The sequence below is a fragment of the Pelosinus sp. UFO1 genome, from assembly GCF_000725345.1.
In the GTDB taxonomy this organism is placed as follows: Bacteria; Bacillota; Negativicutes; order DSM-13327; family DSM-13327; genus Pelosinus.
This window is the reverse complement of record NZ_CP008852.1, coordinates 774,384-790,812: the sequence shown is the minus strand read 5'-3', so window position 1 is coordinate 790,812 and position 16,429 is coordinate 774,384. Positions and strand designations below refer to the sequence as shown.

General features: G+C 39.4%; 17 protein-coding genes. 7 read left to right on the top strand and 10 right to left on the bottom strand.

Features of this window, described 5'->3' with window-relative positions; translation table 11 throughout:
• Window positions 1-56 precede the first annotated feature (56 nt).
• The 3 genes from UFO1_RS03530 to UFO1_RS03520 form a co-directional block, all read right to left on the bottom strand.
• Entirely contained in the window at window positions 57-374 is a 318-nt protein-coding gene (locus tag UFO1_RS03530; protein ID WP_038667999.1) for a putative quinol monooxygenase, read from the bottom strand.
• Between the two features lie 78 nt (window positions 375-452).
• Window positions 453-1,271 (bottom strand): SDR family NAD(P)-dependent oxidoreductase, encoded by an 819-nt coding sequence (locus UFO1_RS03525; protein WP_201771049.1) that lies wholly within the window; start codon window positions 1,269-1,271, stop codon window positions 453-455.
• A 114-nt stretch (window positions 1,272-1,385) separates the two neighbouring features.
• The gene (locus UFO1_RS03520) at window positions 1,386-2,363 is read right to left on the bottom strand and encodes an aldo/keto reductase (protein WP_038667997.1); all 978 of its coding nucleotides are present in this window, start codon (window positions 2,361-2,363) and stop codon (window positions 1,386-1,388) included.
• 258 nt (window positions 2,364-2,621) lie between these two features.
• On the opposite strand from UFO1_RS03520, the gene UFO1_RS03515 reads away from it, so the two are divergent.
• The 5 genes from UFO1_RS03515 (at window position 2,622) to UFO1_RS03495 (ending at window position 6,138) form a co-directional block, all read left to right on the top strand.
• Window positions 2,622-3,167 (top strand): TetR/AcrR family transcriptional regulator, encoded by a 546-nt coding sequence (locus UFO1_RS03515; protein WP_038667995.1) that lies wholly within the window; start codon window positions 2,622-2,624, stop codon window positions 3,165-3,167.
• Between the two features lie 473 nt (window positions 3,168-3,640).
• On the top strand, window positions 3,641-3,799 hold the full coding sequence (locus UFO1_RS25120; protein WP_158442772.1) for a hypothetical protein: 159 nt from the start codon (window positions 3,641-3,643) through the stop codon (window positions 3,797-3,799).
• 173 nt (window positions 3,800-3,972) lie between these two features.
• Window positions 3,973-4,338: a hypothetical protein gene (locus tag UFO1_RS03505; protein WP_038667991.1), complete on the top strand. Its 366-nt coding sequence runs from the start codon at window positions 3,973-3,975 to the stop codon at window positions 4,336-4,338.
• 469 nt (window positions 4,339-4,807) lie between these two features.
• Window positions 4,808-5,221 carry an Rrf2 family transcriptional regulator gene (locus UFO1_RS03500; protein ID WP_038667989.1) on the top strand — a complete coding sequence of 138 codons (414 nt, stop codon included), beginning with the start codon at window positions 4,808-4,810 and terminating at the stop codon, window positions 5,219-5,221.
• Window positions 5,222-5,508: 287 nt separating this feature from the next.
• Window positions 5,509-6,138, top strand: a complete 630-nt coding sequence (locus UFO1_RS03495) for a bifunctional 2-polyprenyl-6-hydroxyphenol methylase/3-demethylubiquinol 3-O-methyltransferase UbiG (protein WP_038667987.1) — start codon at window positions 5,509-5,511, stop codon at window positions 6,136-6,138.
• Between the two features lie 355 nt (window positions 6,139-6,493).
• Here the strand turns inward: UFO1_RS03495 and UFO1_RS03490 are convergent, their stop codons facing one another.
• Both UFO1_RS03490 and UFO1_RS03485 read right to left on the bottom strand, forming a co-directional pair.
• Window positions 6,494-7,771: an MFS transporter gene (locus tag UFO1_RS03490; protein WP_051788804.1), complete on the bottom strand. Its 1,278-nt coding sequence runs from the start codon at window positions 7,769-7,771 to the stop codon at window positions 6,494-6,496.
• Between the two features lie 46 nt (window positions 7,772-7,817).
• Window positions 7,818-10,298, bottom strand: a complete 2,481-nt coding sequence (locus UFO1_RS03485; RefSeq protein ID WP_038667983.1) for a TIM-barrel domain-containing protein — start codon at window positions 10,296-10,298, stop codon at window positions 7,818-7,820.
• A gap of 457 nt (window positions 10,299-10,755) precedes the next feature.
• Here UFO1_RS03485 and UFO1_RS03480 point away from each other — a divergent pair, with 457 nt between their 5' ends.
• Window positions 10,756-11,640: an AraC family transcriptional regulator gene (locus UFO1_RS03480; protein WP_038667981.1), complete on the top strand. Its 885-nt coding sequence runs from the start codon at window positions 10,756-10,758 to the stop codon at window positions 11,638-11,640.
• A gap of 470 nt (window positions 11,641-12,110) precedes the next feature.
• Here the strand turns inward: UFO1_RS03480 and UFO1_RS03470 are convergent, their stop codons facing one another.
• From UFO1_RS03470 to UFO1_RS03460, 3 genes are all read right to left on the bottom strand, one after another.
• Window positions 12,111-12,692 carry a flavodoxin family protein gene (locus UFO1_RS03470; protein WP_038667979.1) on the bottom strand — a complete coding sequence of 194 codons (582 nt, stop codon included), beginning with the start codon at window positions 12,690-12,692 and terminating at the stop codon, window positions 12,111-12,113.
• A gap of 20 nt (window positions 12,693-12,712) precedes the next feature.
• The gene (locus UFO1_RS03465) at window positions 12,713-13,969 is read right to left on the bottom strand and encodes a tetracycline resistance MFS efflux pump (protein ID WP_038667977.1); all 1,257 of its coding nucleotides are present in this window, start codon (window positions 13,967-13,969) and stop codon (window positions 12,713-12,715) included.
• 285 nt (window positions 13,970-14,254) lie between these two features.
• Window positions 14,255-14,728: a MarR family transcriptional regulator gene (locus UFO1_RS03460; RefSeq protein WP_038667976.1), complete on the bottom strand. Its 474-nt coding sequence runs from the start codon at window positions 14,726-14,728 to the stop codon at window positions 14,255-14,257.
• 320 nt (window positions 14,729-15,048) lie between these two features.
• Between UFO1_RS03460 and UFO1_RS26170 the strand changes: the two genes are divergently transcribed.
• A complete protein-coding gene (locus UFO1_RS26170; RefSeq protein ID WP_144390921.1) occupies window positions 15,049-15,222 on the top strand; it encodes an IS3 family transposase in 174 nt (57 codons plus the stop codon).
• A 69-nt stretch (window positions 15,223-15,291) separates the two neighbouring features.
• Here the strand turns inward: UFO1_RS26170 and UFO1_RS03455 are convergent, their stop codons facing one another.
• Both UFO1_RS03455 and UFO1_RS03450 read right to left on the bottom strand, forming a co-directional pair.
• Complete coding sequence (locus UFO1_RS03455; RefSeq protein WP_038667973.1) at window positions 15,292-15,621, bottom strand: hypothetical protein; 330 nt, start codon at window positions 15,619-15,621, stop codon at window positions 15,292-15,294.
• A gap of 236 nt (window positions 15,622-15,857) precedes the next feature.
• The gene (locus tag UFO1_RS03450) at window positions 15,858-16,406 is read right to left on the bottom strand and encodes a flavodoxin family protein (RefSeq protein WP_038667971.1); all 549 of its coding nucleotides are present in this window, start codon (window positions 16,404-16,406) and stop codon (window positions 15,858-15,860) included.
• Window positions 16,407-16,429: the final 23 nt, after the last annotated feature.

The window sequence follows — 16,429 nt, the reverse complement described above, 5'->3', positions numbered from 1 at the left end:
TTTTTATCTTTGGGAATATCGATTTAATAGCTCCCCCTACCTAGTCAATATTGCAACTATGACGGCTCACTCACACGCTGACTCAGTGTAATCTTCGGAGGATACAGAAGTAAGGGGCCCAAATGTTCCATAACTCTTGCCACATTCGGATGCTGAGCGTGCTCAGCAACAGCTTTTTCATTAACCCAACCGTCAATGATGTAGAAAATGTTGGAATCTTCGATCTTTTGATATAAGTCGTAGTAAAGGCACCCTTCTTCAAGACGTGCAGGCCCGACAAATTCTAAGATGAGTTCTTTTACCTTTTCGCGGTTCGGTGTTTCACAACGCAATTCGCAAATGATGTGTTGTTCGTCTAATTTTGAATTTTGCATTGGTCATCTTCCTTTTTAGTTAGTAGAGTTCGCATACCTTCCGGCTTTATGTTCAATGAGCGTGTTGATCGATATCGATCAATTTCTCCCCGCATACACTCGCGTCATGCCACCATCAACTACCAGATCAATACCAGTAATGAAGCTACTCGCATCAGAGGCTAGAAAGACCACAGCATCACCGATATCTTTCGGCGTTCCGACACGGCCTGCCGGAATCTCACTCGTAACTCGCTGCACGTAATCGGCCACCTGTGCGTCAGTCATGTTTTGCTCGGTATTGTATCCCTCCGTTGGCACAACGCCCGGGCTAACCGAATTCACCCTGATGCCCCTATGCTTGAGGTCGGTAGTCCAACTGCGGGCGAGGGACCGAATAGCTGCCTTCGTCGCCGCATAAACAGCAAACCCTGGCAGGCCCATATCGGCGGTAATCGAAGCGTTCAGAATAACTGAAGCGCCGTCCTTGAGAATCGGAAGCATTGTCTGAACAGTAAAGATTACGCCCTTGATATTGACGCCCAACAAGTGGTCGACATCTTCCTCTGTAAGATCTTCGAACGAGATGGCCTTACCTCCGCCAGCATTTGCAAAAATGATGTCAAGGCCACCATGCTCTTTCCTGATTGTCTCAGCAAGACGCAGCATATCATCCTTCTTCGTAACATCAACCGCGATTCCACGCACTGATATTCCAATCCGCGCTGCCGCCTGCTCAATCTGATCTCTTCGCCGCGAAATAATATAAACGAATGCGCCCTCCTCAGCCAGGCGCTTAGCAGCGCCGAAACCAAGCCCGGAACTGCCTCCAGTAACTAAGGCTACGCGTCCTGCTAAAACTTTATTGTTTGGACGTGACATATCTAAAATAGTAGTTCCTTTTTTTGTGGATTCCATAGTTAACCTCTTTTTCTTAGTAAATATGGTTTTGTTTTTTTAGGATATCGTGTAAATCACATTTCGGTATTTTATTTATCTTTACGTACAGGAATGGATTCCGGGATATGTTTTTTAGCAATGCCCCATAATTTTGTGAGGGATATAAGGTTCTTCCAAATAGGAGATTTCTTCGTCAGTCAGTTTGACATCCAAAGCGGAGGCCGCATCATCAAGATACTTTTCCTTGGTTGGACCGTAAACTGGAGCGACAACACCTTTGGCCCAGAGCCAGGCAAGAGCAACCGCTGTTCTTGTAATACCCTTCTTTTCAGCAATTTCGCCGACATGGTCAACGATCATTTTGTCGGAATCCTCAGTGCTGTCGTATTTCATTTTTGCAATCTGATCCTGCTCAGCTCTGGCGGTTGTTGCGAACCAGTCGCGGCTTAGTCTTCCCGCAGCCAGTGGGCTGTATGGAGTCAGGGCAATGCCCATATCCTTGCAGAGAGGATTCATTTCGCGTTCTTCTTCTCTATATAATAAGTTGTAGTGTCCTTGCATTGTGACGAATTTCACCCAGCCATGTTTTTCGGCAGTATATTGTGCTTTTTGGAACTGCCATGCATACATGGAGCTGGCGCCGATATATCTGACTTTTCCTTCAGTAACCAGGTCGTTCAGTGCACGCATGGTTTCTTCAATTGGTGTGCCATAATCCCAGCGGTGGATATATAACAGATCAATATAGTCTGTCTGTAGGCGTTTCAGGCTTTCGTTTACTTCATAGAAAATTTCTTTGCGGGATAAGCCGCTGCCATTTGGGGTATCTCGCATTTTTACAGACAGCTTGGTAGCAAGGACGATGTTTTCTCGTTTCGCATAATCTTTTAAAGCGCGGCCAAGGATTTCTTCGCTTGCGCCAAGACCATAGCAGTTTGCTGTATCAAAGAAATTGATGCCAAGATCAAGGGCTTTTTTGATGACTTTGCGGGCGGCATCTTCCTCTAATACCCAGGTTGCCTGCCATTTTTTAGGATCGCCAAAGCTCATACACCCCAGGCATATTTTAGATACATCCAGTCCAGTATTTCCAAGTTTTACATATTCCATTGATTATTCCTCACTTTCTAATAAGTAAATTTATTAAATATCCTCTTTAAGGTTGCAGAGTTATTCTACATCCCCCCCATCTATCTCTAACAATTAATATTAGATTAATAATTCACATTGACGTATTAATGCTCATCTGTGTATAATTATATTCAAAAACAAACGATTTGCAATTGCCAAATAAGTATAGAATGTGTATTAATGCACGTTCTAAGTAGATATGATAATTATCTTTAAGAAAGGTTGGTGTCTTTTCCAATGTCTAAAGTTGATAGACGAATACTCAAAACACAAGACGCAATAACTAAGGCCTTCATAGAATTAATGTCTGAGAAAAATTTTGATGACATTACCATTCAAAACCTCTCTGACCGCGCAAATATTAGCCGTAGAACTCTCTATCTCCACTATCAAGATAAATATGATCTATTAGATAAGTTGATGGAAACACATATAAATGAACTCCAAAGACTATGCGAAGAATCCGGTGATATGGATTTTATAGACGGGAATCTGATTTGGTTCGGATATTTTGAACATAATTATCTATTTTTTTCAACAATGTTAGCGAGTAAAGGTGCCCCTTCTTTTCGTAATCGGCTCCTTGCCCTTCTCATCGAAGATTTGAGTAACGAGGTTAATACAACAAAAGGCAAGAACAAAGACCTAAATGAAGATATCATTATTCAGTTTGTTGCATCAGCTTATATAGGAATACTAGAATGGTGGTTTGCAAATAAAATGCCATTTCCACCTCGTGTTATGGCGGAACAAGTAGGAATGTTGTTAGATAGAAATTTATAACCAGTGTCAGGTGATGAAATTCTCCGGTAAAATCCACTTAATGAAGTAGGAGGCTACTCATTATTTGAATAGCCTCCTACTTCATTATTTACTAATATACATAAAAATAAGACTTCTCATGCAGAAGTCCTTCTCGTCAATAACCTATATTTCATTTATACTGTAAGCAGACTCGCGGGGACGGTTCTCTGGAGTCTAAAAGTCCTATTAAGCTTACAATCAATAAATTTACCATAAAAATACGAAGTTCCTGCAAAGTATCAGAACTTTCTGCAGGAACTTCGACTATTTTTGTATATAACAAGTTATTTTTCGCCATTACCAATGATGCGTTTCTCCGTATCGGGTCAAATGGTGCGGGAAAGTACACTAAACTCGCCCTCATTGCCCTCACTCTTGTATATAGAAGAGTATTGATGATAAATACCCCACATGCTTATATAAAAAAAAAATTCTTAATTAGGGAGGGGTCTGTGAAAAAAATTAACGAAGTGCGAATTCAAAGTAAAGATAAGGTTAAACTTATTAAAGGTTTTCACTATGTAATTGATAGTGATTTAAACACCTGGTTTAAGCGCACTTTTTTATTCGAGATAGGATTAAGACGCCAGACCCAGCACGTTTTGTTTTGATAGAGAGAGTAATACTAATCCTAGGTATGCACTATTGGATTGTCGATAAAATTCCTCTACTAATACTCTCTAACTATGGTTGGGGGTTACAGAGTGAGTGAGATCAGGTTCTTAACGAATTTTATCAAGTATCAAGCAAAATAATTCAGAGAAGAAGAGAGGACAGCATTAACATGGAAAACGTATCAAATGTAAATAAATTAGAATCAATAAAATCCTTCCAATCGACAATCAGTAAATCCGAAAATGCCTTAGCTCAGATGACTCAGAAAGGCTCAAATACTACCTTATTAAAGAAACGACTCAACGCTCTTTACATCGGCTTAGCCATGCTAGAAAACGTTTGGAATCAAAGACCCCATCATTATACCCAGGAAGATTTAGCAGAAGCTCGCAATGTTCTTATTGGTTTATTCCCATCAATTGAGAACATTTATGCTAAGTCAAAGGCAGGTAGTCCTCAAAGAACGCTTTTAGAAAGAAGAATTAAATCATTGGAACTAGCTGTTCAAGCGATTGACGATCTTTCCAATGAATAACTTATCTAACTAAATAGAGTATTTCAGAAACTCACAATCTTTTTGTGTGATACCTTCTTACAGCCTGGCAGAGGTAATAGTACTCCATATTTTAGCAGGAACGTAACACTGGATAGGACACTGGGGACGTTCCCTTTCGTCACCATATCCAAAAAGTACGTATATTAAATGATGGGAAGATGATACAGTTCTGCGTATCGGATCAAACAGCGAGTTTTTTCCATCTGGACAGGAGCACTATACGCGATCCGAGAACTTGTAAATCTACCCATTTTGTGTCAATAAAATCGTCTTTTCATCGTAAATTCCTTGCATTACTGGATTGTGCGTAACAAAATCCGCTAAGTTTATCATGGAGATCGTTAAAGTATTCAAAATATAAATCAACTTATTGGATTGACAAAATCATCTGTTATTCATATAATCATAGATAAAGAAAGTCTACAATATCTTTTATGGAGGTTTTCATTTGAAATATACAAAAGCAACAAACTATGCTCTGCATACGATTGTATACATGATTGAACATGCTCAAAACGAGAAACTGAGTGTACAGACACTGGCGGATCACTTCAATGTTTCCGTTACCTATCTTTCAAAAATTTTAACGCAGTTGGTTAAGGCGGATTTAATTGAATCAACTTCAGGTGTGAAAGGCGGCTACGCCTTGCGCAAAAAGATTGAGGACATTTCCTTTATGGATGTTATTAAGGCAACCGAAGGAACCGGATCATTATTTGATTGTAGTTTCCAAACAGAAAGCAAGTGTTTGATACATAAAGCAATGGCAGAAGCAGAAAATATCATGGAGACGTATCTGCAGGATAAAAAGCTTTATGAAGTAGCCCAGAGCAAATCAACTTGTAGAATCGGTACGGAATAATCAATCAGTATTTGATTGATTATTCAATAGGATTTTGCACTCTAATCATAGATATTAAATGTCTATAATATATTTTATAAAGGGATACAAATGAACAAAATTGAAGAACTTAAAAAGAAACCGATTGGAAAATTACTAGTCCAATACTCAGTTCCCGCGGTACTGTTGACTGTATTTATAGGAATACTTTATTTATTGGAGTTTAGACGTATAAGCATTACGTAAATTACGCTAGCCGCAAGCAAGACAATATTCTAATTAAAATAAAACATAAAGGAGATAGAGATATGACAGAATTCTGGGAATCAAGTTTTATAGAAAAACAAACGATGTGGGGATTTGAACCTTCAGACTCCACAATCTTGACAAAGGACTTTTTCCTTGAAAAGAAAGTTAAGGATATATTGATACCAGGTATTGGATACGGCAGAAATGCAAAGGCTTTTATTGACAACGGAATTAATGTAACAGGCATTGAGATTTCAGAAACAGCGATTGATTTGGCAAGACAAAACGGGCTTGATATTAGTATCTATCATGGTTCAGTAACTGACATGCCTTTTGATAACAAACTTTATGACGGTATATTTTCCTATGCACTTATTCACTTATTAAATAATCGTGAGAGGAAGAAATTTATTAAAGATTGTTATAGTCAGTTAAAACCAAACGGATATATGATTTTTACAACTGTTTCAAAAAAAGCTCCAATGTTTGGAAAGGGCAAACAACTGAGTAAAGACCGATTTGAGATAATGGAAGGCGTAAAAATGTTCTTTTATGATTCTGATTCAGTAAAACGAGAATTTGGAAAATATGGATTGATAGAATTTGAAGAAATTGATGAGTCAAATAAGAACTTTAAAAATAAACCTCCAGTGAAATTTATAATTGTAAAATGTAAAAAGGAACTATAAAGATAATCTTATAAATATATCTTTATTGGCAAAAAGTAAAATTAGAAAAGTCCTCAATCCCTGCATACACAAGGATTGAGGACATTTTGCACCGTTATCAATGATACGGTTCCCCGTATCGGGTATAACAGCGAAACAGGGCAATGAGTCGCCCTCATTGCCCTACAAAAAAACCGGAATGACTCGCGTTGACGTTTCTGCTTAAGTCTACCAAATCCGACTGACTCAGATAAGACCGTCCACACGATTCTTGCTTACAGCTGTGTGCCGACAACTCCGTCCCCATGACACCTATAGAAAAAAGGATGTCTAGACAGGATGAAGCCCCATTTCTAAGACACCCATTTAGCAAAAATCACTTGGATTTTAAGGTCTTTACCCCTTTTTCATAAATAAACCACAACATAAAGGCCGCACCAATTATATCAAAAAAGCCCATGCTAATAAATATAGGACTATAGCCAAACTTCGGTACAATGGCGCCAATCAATAGTGAGAATAAAAATCCGCTTGTCCATGCTGAAAAACCACGTATACCGTTGACCGAAGCAACCTGATTCGATTCAAAATTCTCCATAATCAAAACACCAAGCATCGCAGAAATCGCTGCATGCCCAAAGCCGCCAATCGATATTAGTCCAATGGCTGCATACGGGCTATGCACAAAAGGAACAAATGCCAGAGAAATCATAAGACATGCTCCTGATACTGAACTCCAAATTGCGGCATTGTTGTTTGATAATTTTAATTTTCCCCGGTAAAATTTTGCTAAATAGCCACTAATAGCACTTCCAATGTCCGCTGCTAAAAATGGCAGCCAGGCAAACAGGGCAATCTCTTTTAGATTCATCCCTCTTTCTGTCGCCAAATACAAAGGAACAAAGAAGCTCATTGTCTGCCATGCCGGTTCAGCGAGAAAAGCAGGTATAGCAACGCCATAGAATTTTTTTACTTTGCAAATGTCTTTAATACTAGTCCAAAGATTAGTTTTCAATGACTCATTTGATCTTACAGTCTCTTCATCTAAAATGTAAGCCTTTTCTTCTTCAGAAATCGACTTGTGATCTTTAGGATTATCATAATAAATTTTCCAAATACCAGCCCAGATTAACCCCATAAAACCAGTTACCAAAAACGCCATCTGCCAGCCAAATTGCAGGCTAATAAAAGCAACTAACGGCGGTGCCAGCATGCCACCCAAGGAAAAACCAACACCTGCCCATCCGGCAGCAACTCCTCTTTCTTTCGCTGGAAACCAATCCGTTAAAATCTTCAAGTTAGCGGGTACTGCGACAGACTCAGTTATTCCCATGAGAAACCTTAAACCAGCAAGTACTTGCCAGCTGTTAGCCAGCGAATGAAACATGCAGACTAACGCCCAAGCTGTAGCAAAAACAAAGAAACCAACCTTCAATCCAATAAAATCCAGAGCCCATCCACAGATTGGCTGGAAAATTGCATAGGCTGCTTGGAACGCAGCAACAACCCAAGAGTATTCTTGCGTAGACATATGCAAGATACGTTGCAGTTCAGGCGCCAATATTCCTAGCGAATTCCTTGTAATATAATTTATCGTTACACCGGCAATAAATAGGACAAGTATGGACCAACGCAATTGTTTAAATTTGCCCATTTTTCGTATCTCCCCTGCTATTTATTTTGAGTTCGTTTAAATATTATTAGATCGAAATCAAATCTTTGCTGGCAAACAACACTTCTACACTTATCTTCTCTTGCTGCTGAAATAAAGAAATTGAGGCAATACCTGCTTGCGCATCATAGTACCAACTATCTTTGCCCTGTTTTCCGTCTGCAACATTCATAATTCTTGGTAATAATTGTTCATTAATTCGTACTTCAAGCGGCGCCTTTTCGGGACAAATTATTTGAATTTCCTCCTCCTTTACAGTACTTTGGTACTCACCACTGCGGATAAATTCGATATTGCAGGCTTCCTTTTCAGCAGTACAAATAATCTGCGTTGTGAGATATTCTTTATCTTTATATTTATCAGTATAACCATCGTCTTCATACATCGTAAACTCGCCCGCAGCCGTTGGCTCAATCAGATACTTAATTCGGGTGATTTCTTGTGTTCTTAAATTTGTAATACCTTCGGTCATCGGAATAATGCTGCCACCTCTAATAAATAGCGGTATTCTAGCAAGCGGCGTCTCCACGGTAATTTTCTGTCCACCTTCCATCTTCCGCCAAGTACCCCATTCGCGCCAGATTGTACCTTCCGGCAAATAAATCTCTCGTGTAGTCGCCCCCTTTTCCAGTACATTGGCCACCAACATGCTCGGTCCAAACATATAATCAAAGCTTTCCTCATAAACCTTAGAATCATTTTGAAATTCGAACAACATAGGACGCATTATTGGCGCACCTTCTATGGAAGCCTGATACATTAAGGAATATAAGTATGGAACTAAGGTGTAACGGAATTTAAGAGCTTCGCTGACATAAGGAGTATAGTCAGGATACATCCAGGGCTCAGTCACTGTATTGTCGTCATTACAGGAGTGGATACAAAAACGCGGCTGAAAAATCCCTTGCTGAATCCAGCGCACCAAAAGCTCAGGTTCCGGACGCGGTCCGGCAAACCCGCAAATGTCACTGCTCTGATTAGCTACACCGGACAACCCCATGCCTAACATTGTCGGTACATTGAATTTCAGACTTTCCCAGCTTGTAAAGTTGTCACCGCACCATGTTGATGCATAACGCTGAATCCCGGCAAAGCCAGCCCGGTTTAAAACATAAGGGCGCACCCCAGGTTTTGCTTCAGCCATAGCCTCGTGAGCCACACGCGCCATTAGTGTTGACATTATCGGGCGAAGTCCTCCGAGTGGTTCAGCTTTGCCGTCCCCATGACAGGATGCCAGCATATCCTGCGTTTCATACTCGCAGTTATCATTCCAGATAGCCACAACGCCTTTAGAAATCAACGCTTCTTTCATGCCCTCTTTCCAAAACTCCCGGCCAGACGGACTGGTAAAATCGATAAAGGACGCAGGACCGCCCCAAAAACGGTCGATTCGCGCCTTCTCTCCTTTAGCATCTTTTATGTACGCTCCGCCAGCCGAAAATTTTGCATACTGTGGATGCGTAAGCAGCATGCCCGGCTTTATATTCGGACATAATTCAGCACCATTTTGCTGCAGCTTTGTAACAAACCCTGCCGGATCAGGAAAACGATCTTGATTCCATTCAAATACATACCGTTTGCCATCCTTACCGCTGGTATAGCCGGAAGACAAGAAGAATCCTTCACAGGGAATATCTTCTGCTTTAGCTTGCGCGATAAAACCAAGTACTGCTTCATCAGATTTCTCCGGCAGTTCGGTATAATACATAGTTGACCCCATATACCCTAGGCTGTAGCGCGGAGGAAGCACTGTTTTTCCAGTAATATCTGTATAATTAGCAACAACATCTTTAACCGTAGGTCCGTTAAAGAAAAACCAGTCCATTTCTCCCCCGTCAGCAACAAAATAAGTATAAGGGGCCCAATAGCCGCTGCGTTCTGCGCCAATATCAAAAGTAGAGTCGTACGCATTATGATAGAAAATGCCATGAGCGGTTTTACCCTCTTTATTTAGCACCATATAAAACGGAATATGCTTGTAAAGCGGATCAGCTTGACGTGGATCATAGCCAATCGTATCTTTGCTGCTCATACGCAAACGCCGTTTATCTTTATTAAGAAATCCTGTTTTTTCCCCATAACCGTAATAACAATTATCAGGATGTTTCACACTATAGTGATAAACACGCCCCAAATGATCTTTGCCATAAGCAATCTCCGGAACATCTGCATGTAGACACACGCCTTGTTTGTTATATACAGAAATAGCAAAGGGCGCTTTCTTTATTCTGACTTCTAACGAGTCAGTATGAAAAATTACATTTTCTGCTGTTTCTTCCTGGCGGGCTACATATGGTTTTACCTTTATCCTTTCACTGCTCATAAAGTCGTCTAATTCGTCTTCCCATGCTGTTTTTACCAGAATATACGAACGATCCGGCAGAAACTTTTCATTCCAGGAAACCCGTACCCGAAAGATGTCTGCACTAAGAAATATCATTCGTACCCAAGCTTCATCAGTATGCATTTCAATAAAATCATCATTAACATCAATCTGTAATAAATTCATATTTCCCCTCCTTTTAACACATTTTATTCCGGCTGTTTATTATCTACTTTTAGCAAAGTTACCGTACTATTCTATTTTTTCAATTACTGTCGCATCAATATAAACTTGCTACAACAATTCCCCCTCCCTGTTAAGAAAAAACTTCATTCCTCCCTCTTACTTGGATTATTTTTATTGTTCGATTGCCCTTTATCACCTCATTGAATTTCCTTTAATTTATTCGAATTTTTTTTATATTTCAAATACTACGACTAAATTATAACTGAACAAAGATATAAAAAGTTTGTTTTCATTGCTCAAAAACTTGCAAAAATTGCTGTACAAAATATAATATAGATAAACTTCGCTAACACGCACTACTAGTTACAGTTATTTTTTACCATTCAAACTCTTTAATAGCGGAATAATTCAGAAAATTTTACCGCAATTTATACAAATTGTTTAAAAGGTGATAATAATGAAAAAAAAAGGCATACACGAATTTTTGACACGCAAACATATGCTTCCCCATGATTATGAAGTCTTTCATTTTTTAAATACTGATCTTCCCTTTTTATATTTACATCATCATGATTTTTATGAGTGTTATCTATATATGTCTGGAGATGTGACATACTTAATCGAAGGCAAATCCTATAACCTACAATTAGGGGACATTGTATTAATTAATACAAGGGAACTTCACCAAGCAATTGTTAATAGCATGAAGATTCCCTATGAGCGTATCGTGCTTTGGATAAATAAATCCTTTCTACAGGGATTATCAACACCAGAAATTGATCTTACCCTATGCTTTGAAAGCCTAGCAAAAAAAAATGTAATAAGAGCTGATATTGAAAATCAACAAAACATAAAGACACAGCTCAATAAACTGCTGAGTCTAGAAAACTACAAAGTTCCCGGCAAAACCTTGCTCTATAAGGCTTATATTATAGAGCTTGCCATATACTTAAACAATCTTGCTTTTAACGATAAATCTCACTTAGATATTACTGTCCAGAAGAACCACCTAATTGAAGGAATAATTGAGTATATTAATAATCATATCGATGAAGACATTACCCTTGATGAACTTTCTAAAGAAAGTTATCTTAGTAAATTCCATCTGTCCAGAGAATTTTCCAAGCATACAGGTACTACCATTCACAGGTATATTGTGCAAAAAAAATTAATTCTCGCCAAAGAGCTAATTCTTAAAGACTATCCAATAAATAGCGTTTACAAACAAGCTGGATTTGGTGATTATTCAAATTTTTTCAGATCTTTTAAAAATGAATATGGTGTTACTCCTAAGCAATTTTATAATATAATGGTAGCCTCCAATTTAAATAAATCACCATAATAATGATTCCAATGGACCCTGAGGAAAACGGGGACAGTGTCCCTGTCCCCCTGTCCCTCCTACAACTGTTTCAAAAAAAGCTCCAATGTTTGGAAAGGGAAAACAACTGAGTAAAGACCGATTTGAGATAATGGAAGGCGTAAAAATGTTCTTTTGTGATTCTGATTCAGTAAAACGAGAATTTGGAAAATATGGATTGATAGAATTTGAAGAAATTGATGAGTCAAATAAGAACTTTAAAAATAAACCTCCAGTGAAATTTATAATTGTAAAATGTAAAAAAGAACTATAGATAATCGTATAAATACATCTTTATTGGCAAAAAGTAAAATTAGAAATGTCCTCAATCCCTGCATACACAAGGATTGAGGACATTTTGCACCGTTATCAATGATACGTTCCCCCCGATTAATCTTAAACCCTCGATACACCCGCTCTACCCCTGCTTATCCGCAATTGCAATATCCTCATTATTCCGGGAATCGTTCCGAAACCAACGATGAACCGATATCCTTCATGACAGTGTGCAGATCTTTTCTTTCATGCGCCGCTTCATTTCGCATACCGGCAACGACTTGTACCTCTTTAACATCAAATTCCAGCAGCTGAAACATGTTTTTCGTATAATCAAAATACAACTGGAACATGCCGGAATCAGGATTACCCTGAGTAAACACAAGAATCAGCTTTTTTTTCGCGGCATTTTCTTCTTTGAAATACGGAGAGAATCGTGGAGAAAATCGCGCAAACAACCTGTCGGTGAATATCTTCGCCTGGGCACTCATCTGCCCCATGTAAACCGGCGAGCCGAGAACAAGGGCATCGGCATGCTCAATCGCGCCATAAAGTTTCTGCATGTCGTCGTTGATAATACAACCCCGATCGCCCTTTTTGCAGCCATAACAACTCTGGCACGGTTTGATATCAAGATCGCTGAAATACCAAGATTGGGTTTCGGCACCCTGTTCTTTCGCACCTTCGAGTATTTTGTTTACTATCCAGGCGGTATTGCCTTCTTTCCGCGGACTTGCAATAATTCCGATAATTTTCATTTTTCTTCTTTCCTCCTTATCTACGGTTTGTTCTGTAGATTGTGTATTGATTTTTGCGTACCCTTATACAAAACTGGTATTGCCACTGCTATAAGGATCATCCCCATAAAAGCGGGTGCGGCATGACCAAGTGATACATAGATTTGACCTCCAATGATAGGCCCAATTATTCTTGCTAAAGCCTGAATAGATTGGCTACCTCCTTGAATCCTTCCTTGTTCACTAGAATCGACAGACTTAGAGGCCATCCCATTGAATGAAGGCCCAATGAGCGAATCACCAAAACCAAATATAAACATTCCAGCGATAAAAAGAGGATAGAATGAGAACAAAGCCGATGCTGCAATAAGACTGTAGCCTATAATCTCGGAAACCATTCCAAGAATTGCTATCTGTTTATCACTAAGTTTTATCAAAAGCTTTGGCATTATAAGACCTTGTGAAATGATGTCTTGGAAGCCCATAATTGAAAACACAAGTCCGATTTGTGCAGGCTCCCAACTGAAAGTATCTATTGTAAATTGTGAAAGAACTGCCTGTAAAGATCCGTTGGGTATCCAAAGTAAAAACGCTGAGACAAACAGCCTTTTTAAGTTTTTCATGGAAAGTACGTTTACAAGCTGTGTAAATGGATTCAGTCTTACAAAGGCAATCTCTTTTAGTCTATTATTCTTGTCAAGGCTCTCAGGCATAAAAAAGAATCCATAAACAACATTCAATAAAGTTATTATTGCTCCAAAATACATGGGTACAGAATAACCAAACTTGGCAAGTAATCCGCCTAGAGTTGGGCCAATGACGAAGCCTACACCTGAAGCCGCACTCACCCATCCAAAGTATTTTGTTCTCTGTTCTGGAGGAGTGATGTCTGCAAAATATGCGAAGATTGTGCTTATGCTCCCGCCTGCTATACCTTCTATTATGCGCCCAGCAAATAGTACCCATAGAGCTCCTCCTATGCCAAAAACTAAGTACCCGATTGCGGAACCCAAAAGGCATACTAAGAGTACTGGACGACGGCCATATCTGTCGCTCAAAGCTCCAAGTCCGGGGGCCGCGAAAAACACGCAGACTGCATAAACAGAGGTCAGCAGCGTAACAGCTATCGCTTGATCTCCCGGATTGCTTGTATAAGGCTGCACTAAGAATGGGACGACAGGTGTTATGATACCGAAGCCTATTCCGCAAAGAAACACAAACATAAGACCGAATAGTAAAGCCTTTTTATCTACGGTTTGTTCTGTGTTCTGTACATTTTGTGATCTAAATTTGAACATTTAAATTTTCCTCTCAAAAGATGATATTTTTGTTTCTTTGTCAACAAAAATCATCTTATCACCGTTTTGTTTCTTTGTCAACAAAATGATTGCAATAAAAATGCAGCCCGTTCTCAATAGAGTTGGGCTGCCTGTGGTTTCATTTCATTATTCAAGTTTATCCGATGACTAACCCGCTCTAATACTCCCGCCTCTATAGGCGGTGAATAAAGAGCGGCTAAGTCCCTGGATAACGTCGACTAAGATTCAGATGGAGTTTAACACTCCATCTGAATCAAGTCTAGTTTATTCCGACTTAATCTCTATACCCTGTTTCTTTATTTCTGCATCCAAATGCCTATTATACTTTTCCACGAAGCTAAGCATACTGTCAAATTGTTCCTCGGTTACCTGCTCAAATACGGCTTTATCCCGCTCTTGAAACTCTTTGTGCAGCTCCTCATGGACTTTGTAAATTTCTTGCCCTTGTTCAGTAAGCCTGAAATAAATTTCTTTCTTATTATCTGGCTTCTGATAGCTTTCAATGACACCCTTTTTTATGAGCTTCTTGGTCATTTTACTTATGGCCCCCCTAGTCATATAAAAGGGCTCCGCAAGTTTTGTCACGTTGGAATCTACATTTCCTCCAATGTATTCGATGCAATGTACTTCAGAAGGCTTATACCCCTTTAAACTGTCTTCCATCTTAAGCTTATTAAGCCAAACCATCTTGTTGTATAAGTCCCTGAAACGCATCATGACCTGTTCTTCTTTGTTCATGGCCTGTCCTCCCACCCGTTGGTGCATTAGCAATATTATATTAAATTTTTGTTTCTATTTCAACAAAATAGGACACTGGAGACGTTTCCTTTCGTCACCATCTCCAAAATAACCCTTCTATACTACATCTTACAAGGGACAGGTTCCTTGTCCTAATTAAAAACGATAATTCTAAATTGTTTTTATTAGCTTCTCTTTTACAAATACTAAATCCTGCTATATATTCAAACTCACTTATACTAAGCACCAAAGACTTAGAAAAGTGCTAAATCCATATCGGTCATGGTTAGTACCCTGTCACGTTTTTAGACAATACCTCTATTGGGTTCTTTTCACACCTTAAGGTAGAAGCGCTCTACCCTTATCATATATCAAATTTAGATGAAGTACTAAGGAGTATTTCTGAGTGTATTCTTTTTACAAAAAAAGATAGAGCCCAACGAAAATTAAATAAACTGACGCCTGTCGAGTATAGACGCCAGCTTATCACTTAGCTGTATTTTTCAGTGTCTACTAAAATGGTGCTTGACCATTGACGAGCGGCGGACTGTTTCCTGTTTTAATTAGCACTTTTTCCAGGTGTCAAGTACCATGTGGGCCTTTTCATGGCTATATCCCATGCCAATCAGCAACCCAAGCAGGGCTGCTTCCATGATAGCACATTTGACACCGACTTTTTTTACTTGCATACAAGCATATTCAGTTATAGGGTCGGAGTGCATCCGGAAGTAGGCCATACTCATCATAGCCATCATCATGTGGTCCATGCCGGGCATCATGTGTCCACCGTGCATCATATGCATCATATGCTCCATATGCCCGTCATGCATCGGCATACAATTGTCATGCATCATATGCTCCTCGTGCATGTGCTTATGGTCACAGTTGTTCACTCATACATCCCTCCTCTAATTTTTTTTTGGAGTATTGGGGTTTCCTGTTATATACTATGCAAATCTATTATGAAAAGTTCCATGACCCCGGTTCGCCTTTCCCTAAGGCCTGGATGGGACAAAGACCAGCTAATTAAAGTCAAGCTTTAAAGATGTCAAGGGGACGGGGTTTCGACAACAATAGTGTCAACAACCCCGTCCCCTTGACATGTTCTGATTTAACAATTGCCTATTGGCTAAACACCTTTTCCTGCTTCATAAGCTTTTAATAAAATTTCTTTATTATTTGCTGCGGTGTTGGGATCTGAGCCGCCCGTCACTAAAATAGTATCAACTACATGTAAGCCTAACATCTTAAGCACAGCTTCATTGGTTTGAAAAGATGTCTGAAAAGCCTGGGCATTTGGGTTCCCTTGAGAATATACCATAATCAGTTTTTTGGCGGCATACCTGGGCTTGTAATTTTCATCGAACAAGCCACAGAGTCTATCCCATAACAGCTTCATTTGAGCTGTTACCTGCCAAACGTATACAGGTGAGCCGAAAACCACAACATCAGCATCGATAATATGTTTAAACATGTTCTGGAAATCGTCTTGTATGACGCATTGTCCGGTCTTACGACAAACCAGGCAGCCTTGGCAAGGTTTGATGTTCATATCATACAGGTTAAAAGTAGTGATTTCGGCACCAGCATCTTGAGCTCCGTGAATAACTTCTTTAACGAGAGTAGCCGTGTTGCCATTTTTTCTTGGGCTCCCCAGAAAAGCGACCACTTTTTTCATGTTTTAATTCCCTCCATTAAAAT

Coding starts and splice junctions, on each gene's coding strand:
- UFO1_RS03520 (WP_038667997.1), bottom strand. CDS start 2,363: ATGGAATATGTAAAACTTGGAAATACTGGACTGGATGTATCTAAAATA.
- UFO1_RS03485 (WP_038667983.1), bottom strand. CDS start 10,298: ATGAATTTATTACAGATTGATGTTAATGATGATTTTATTGAAATGCAT.
- UFO1_RS03515 (WP_038667995.1), top strand. CDS start 2,622: ATGTCTAAAGTTGATAGACGAATACTCAAAACACAAGACGCAATAACT.
- UFO1_RS03495 (WP_038667987.1), top strand. CDS start 5,509: ATGACAGAATTCTGGGAATCAAGTTTTATAGAAAAACAAACGATGTGG.
- UFO1_RS03525 (WP_201771049.1), bottom strand. CDS start 1,271: ATGGAATCCACAAAAAAAGGAACTACTATTTTAGATATGTCACGTCCA.
- UFO1_RS03460 (WP_038667976.1), bottom strand. CDS start 14,728: ATGAACAAAGAAGAACAGGTCATGATGCGTTTCAGGGACTTATACAAC.
- UFO1_RS03465 (WP_038667977.1), bottom strand. CDS start 13,969: ATGTTCAAATTTAGATCACAAAATGTACAGAACACAGAACAAACCGTA.
- UFO1_RS03480 (WP_038667981.1), top strand. CDS start 10,756: ATGAAAAAAAAAGGCATACACGAATTTTTGACACGCAAACATATGCTT.
- UFO1_RS03530 (WP_038667999.1), bottom strand. CDS start 374: ATGCAAAATTCAAAATTAGACGAACAACACATCATTTGCGAATTGCGT.
- UFO1_RS03470 (WP_038667979.1), bottom strand. CDS start 12,692: ATGAAAATTATCGGAATTATTGCAAGTCCGCGGAAAGAAGGCAATACC.
- UFO1_RS03490 (WP_051788804.1), bottom strand. CDS start 7,771: ATGGGCAAATTTAAACAATTGCGTTGGTCCATACTTGTCCTATTTATT.
- UFO1_RS03505 (WP_038667991.1), top strand. CDS start 3,973: ATGGAAAACGTATCAAATGTAAATAAATTAGAATCAATAAAATCCTTC.
- UFO1_RS03450 (WP_038667971.1), bottom strand. CDS start 16,406: ATGAAAAAAGTGGTCGCTTTTCTGGGGAGCCCAAGAAAAAATGGCAAC.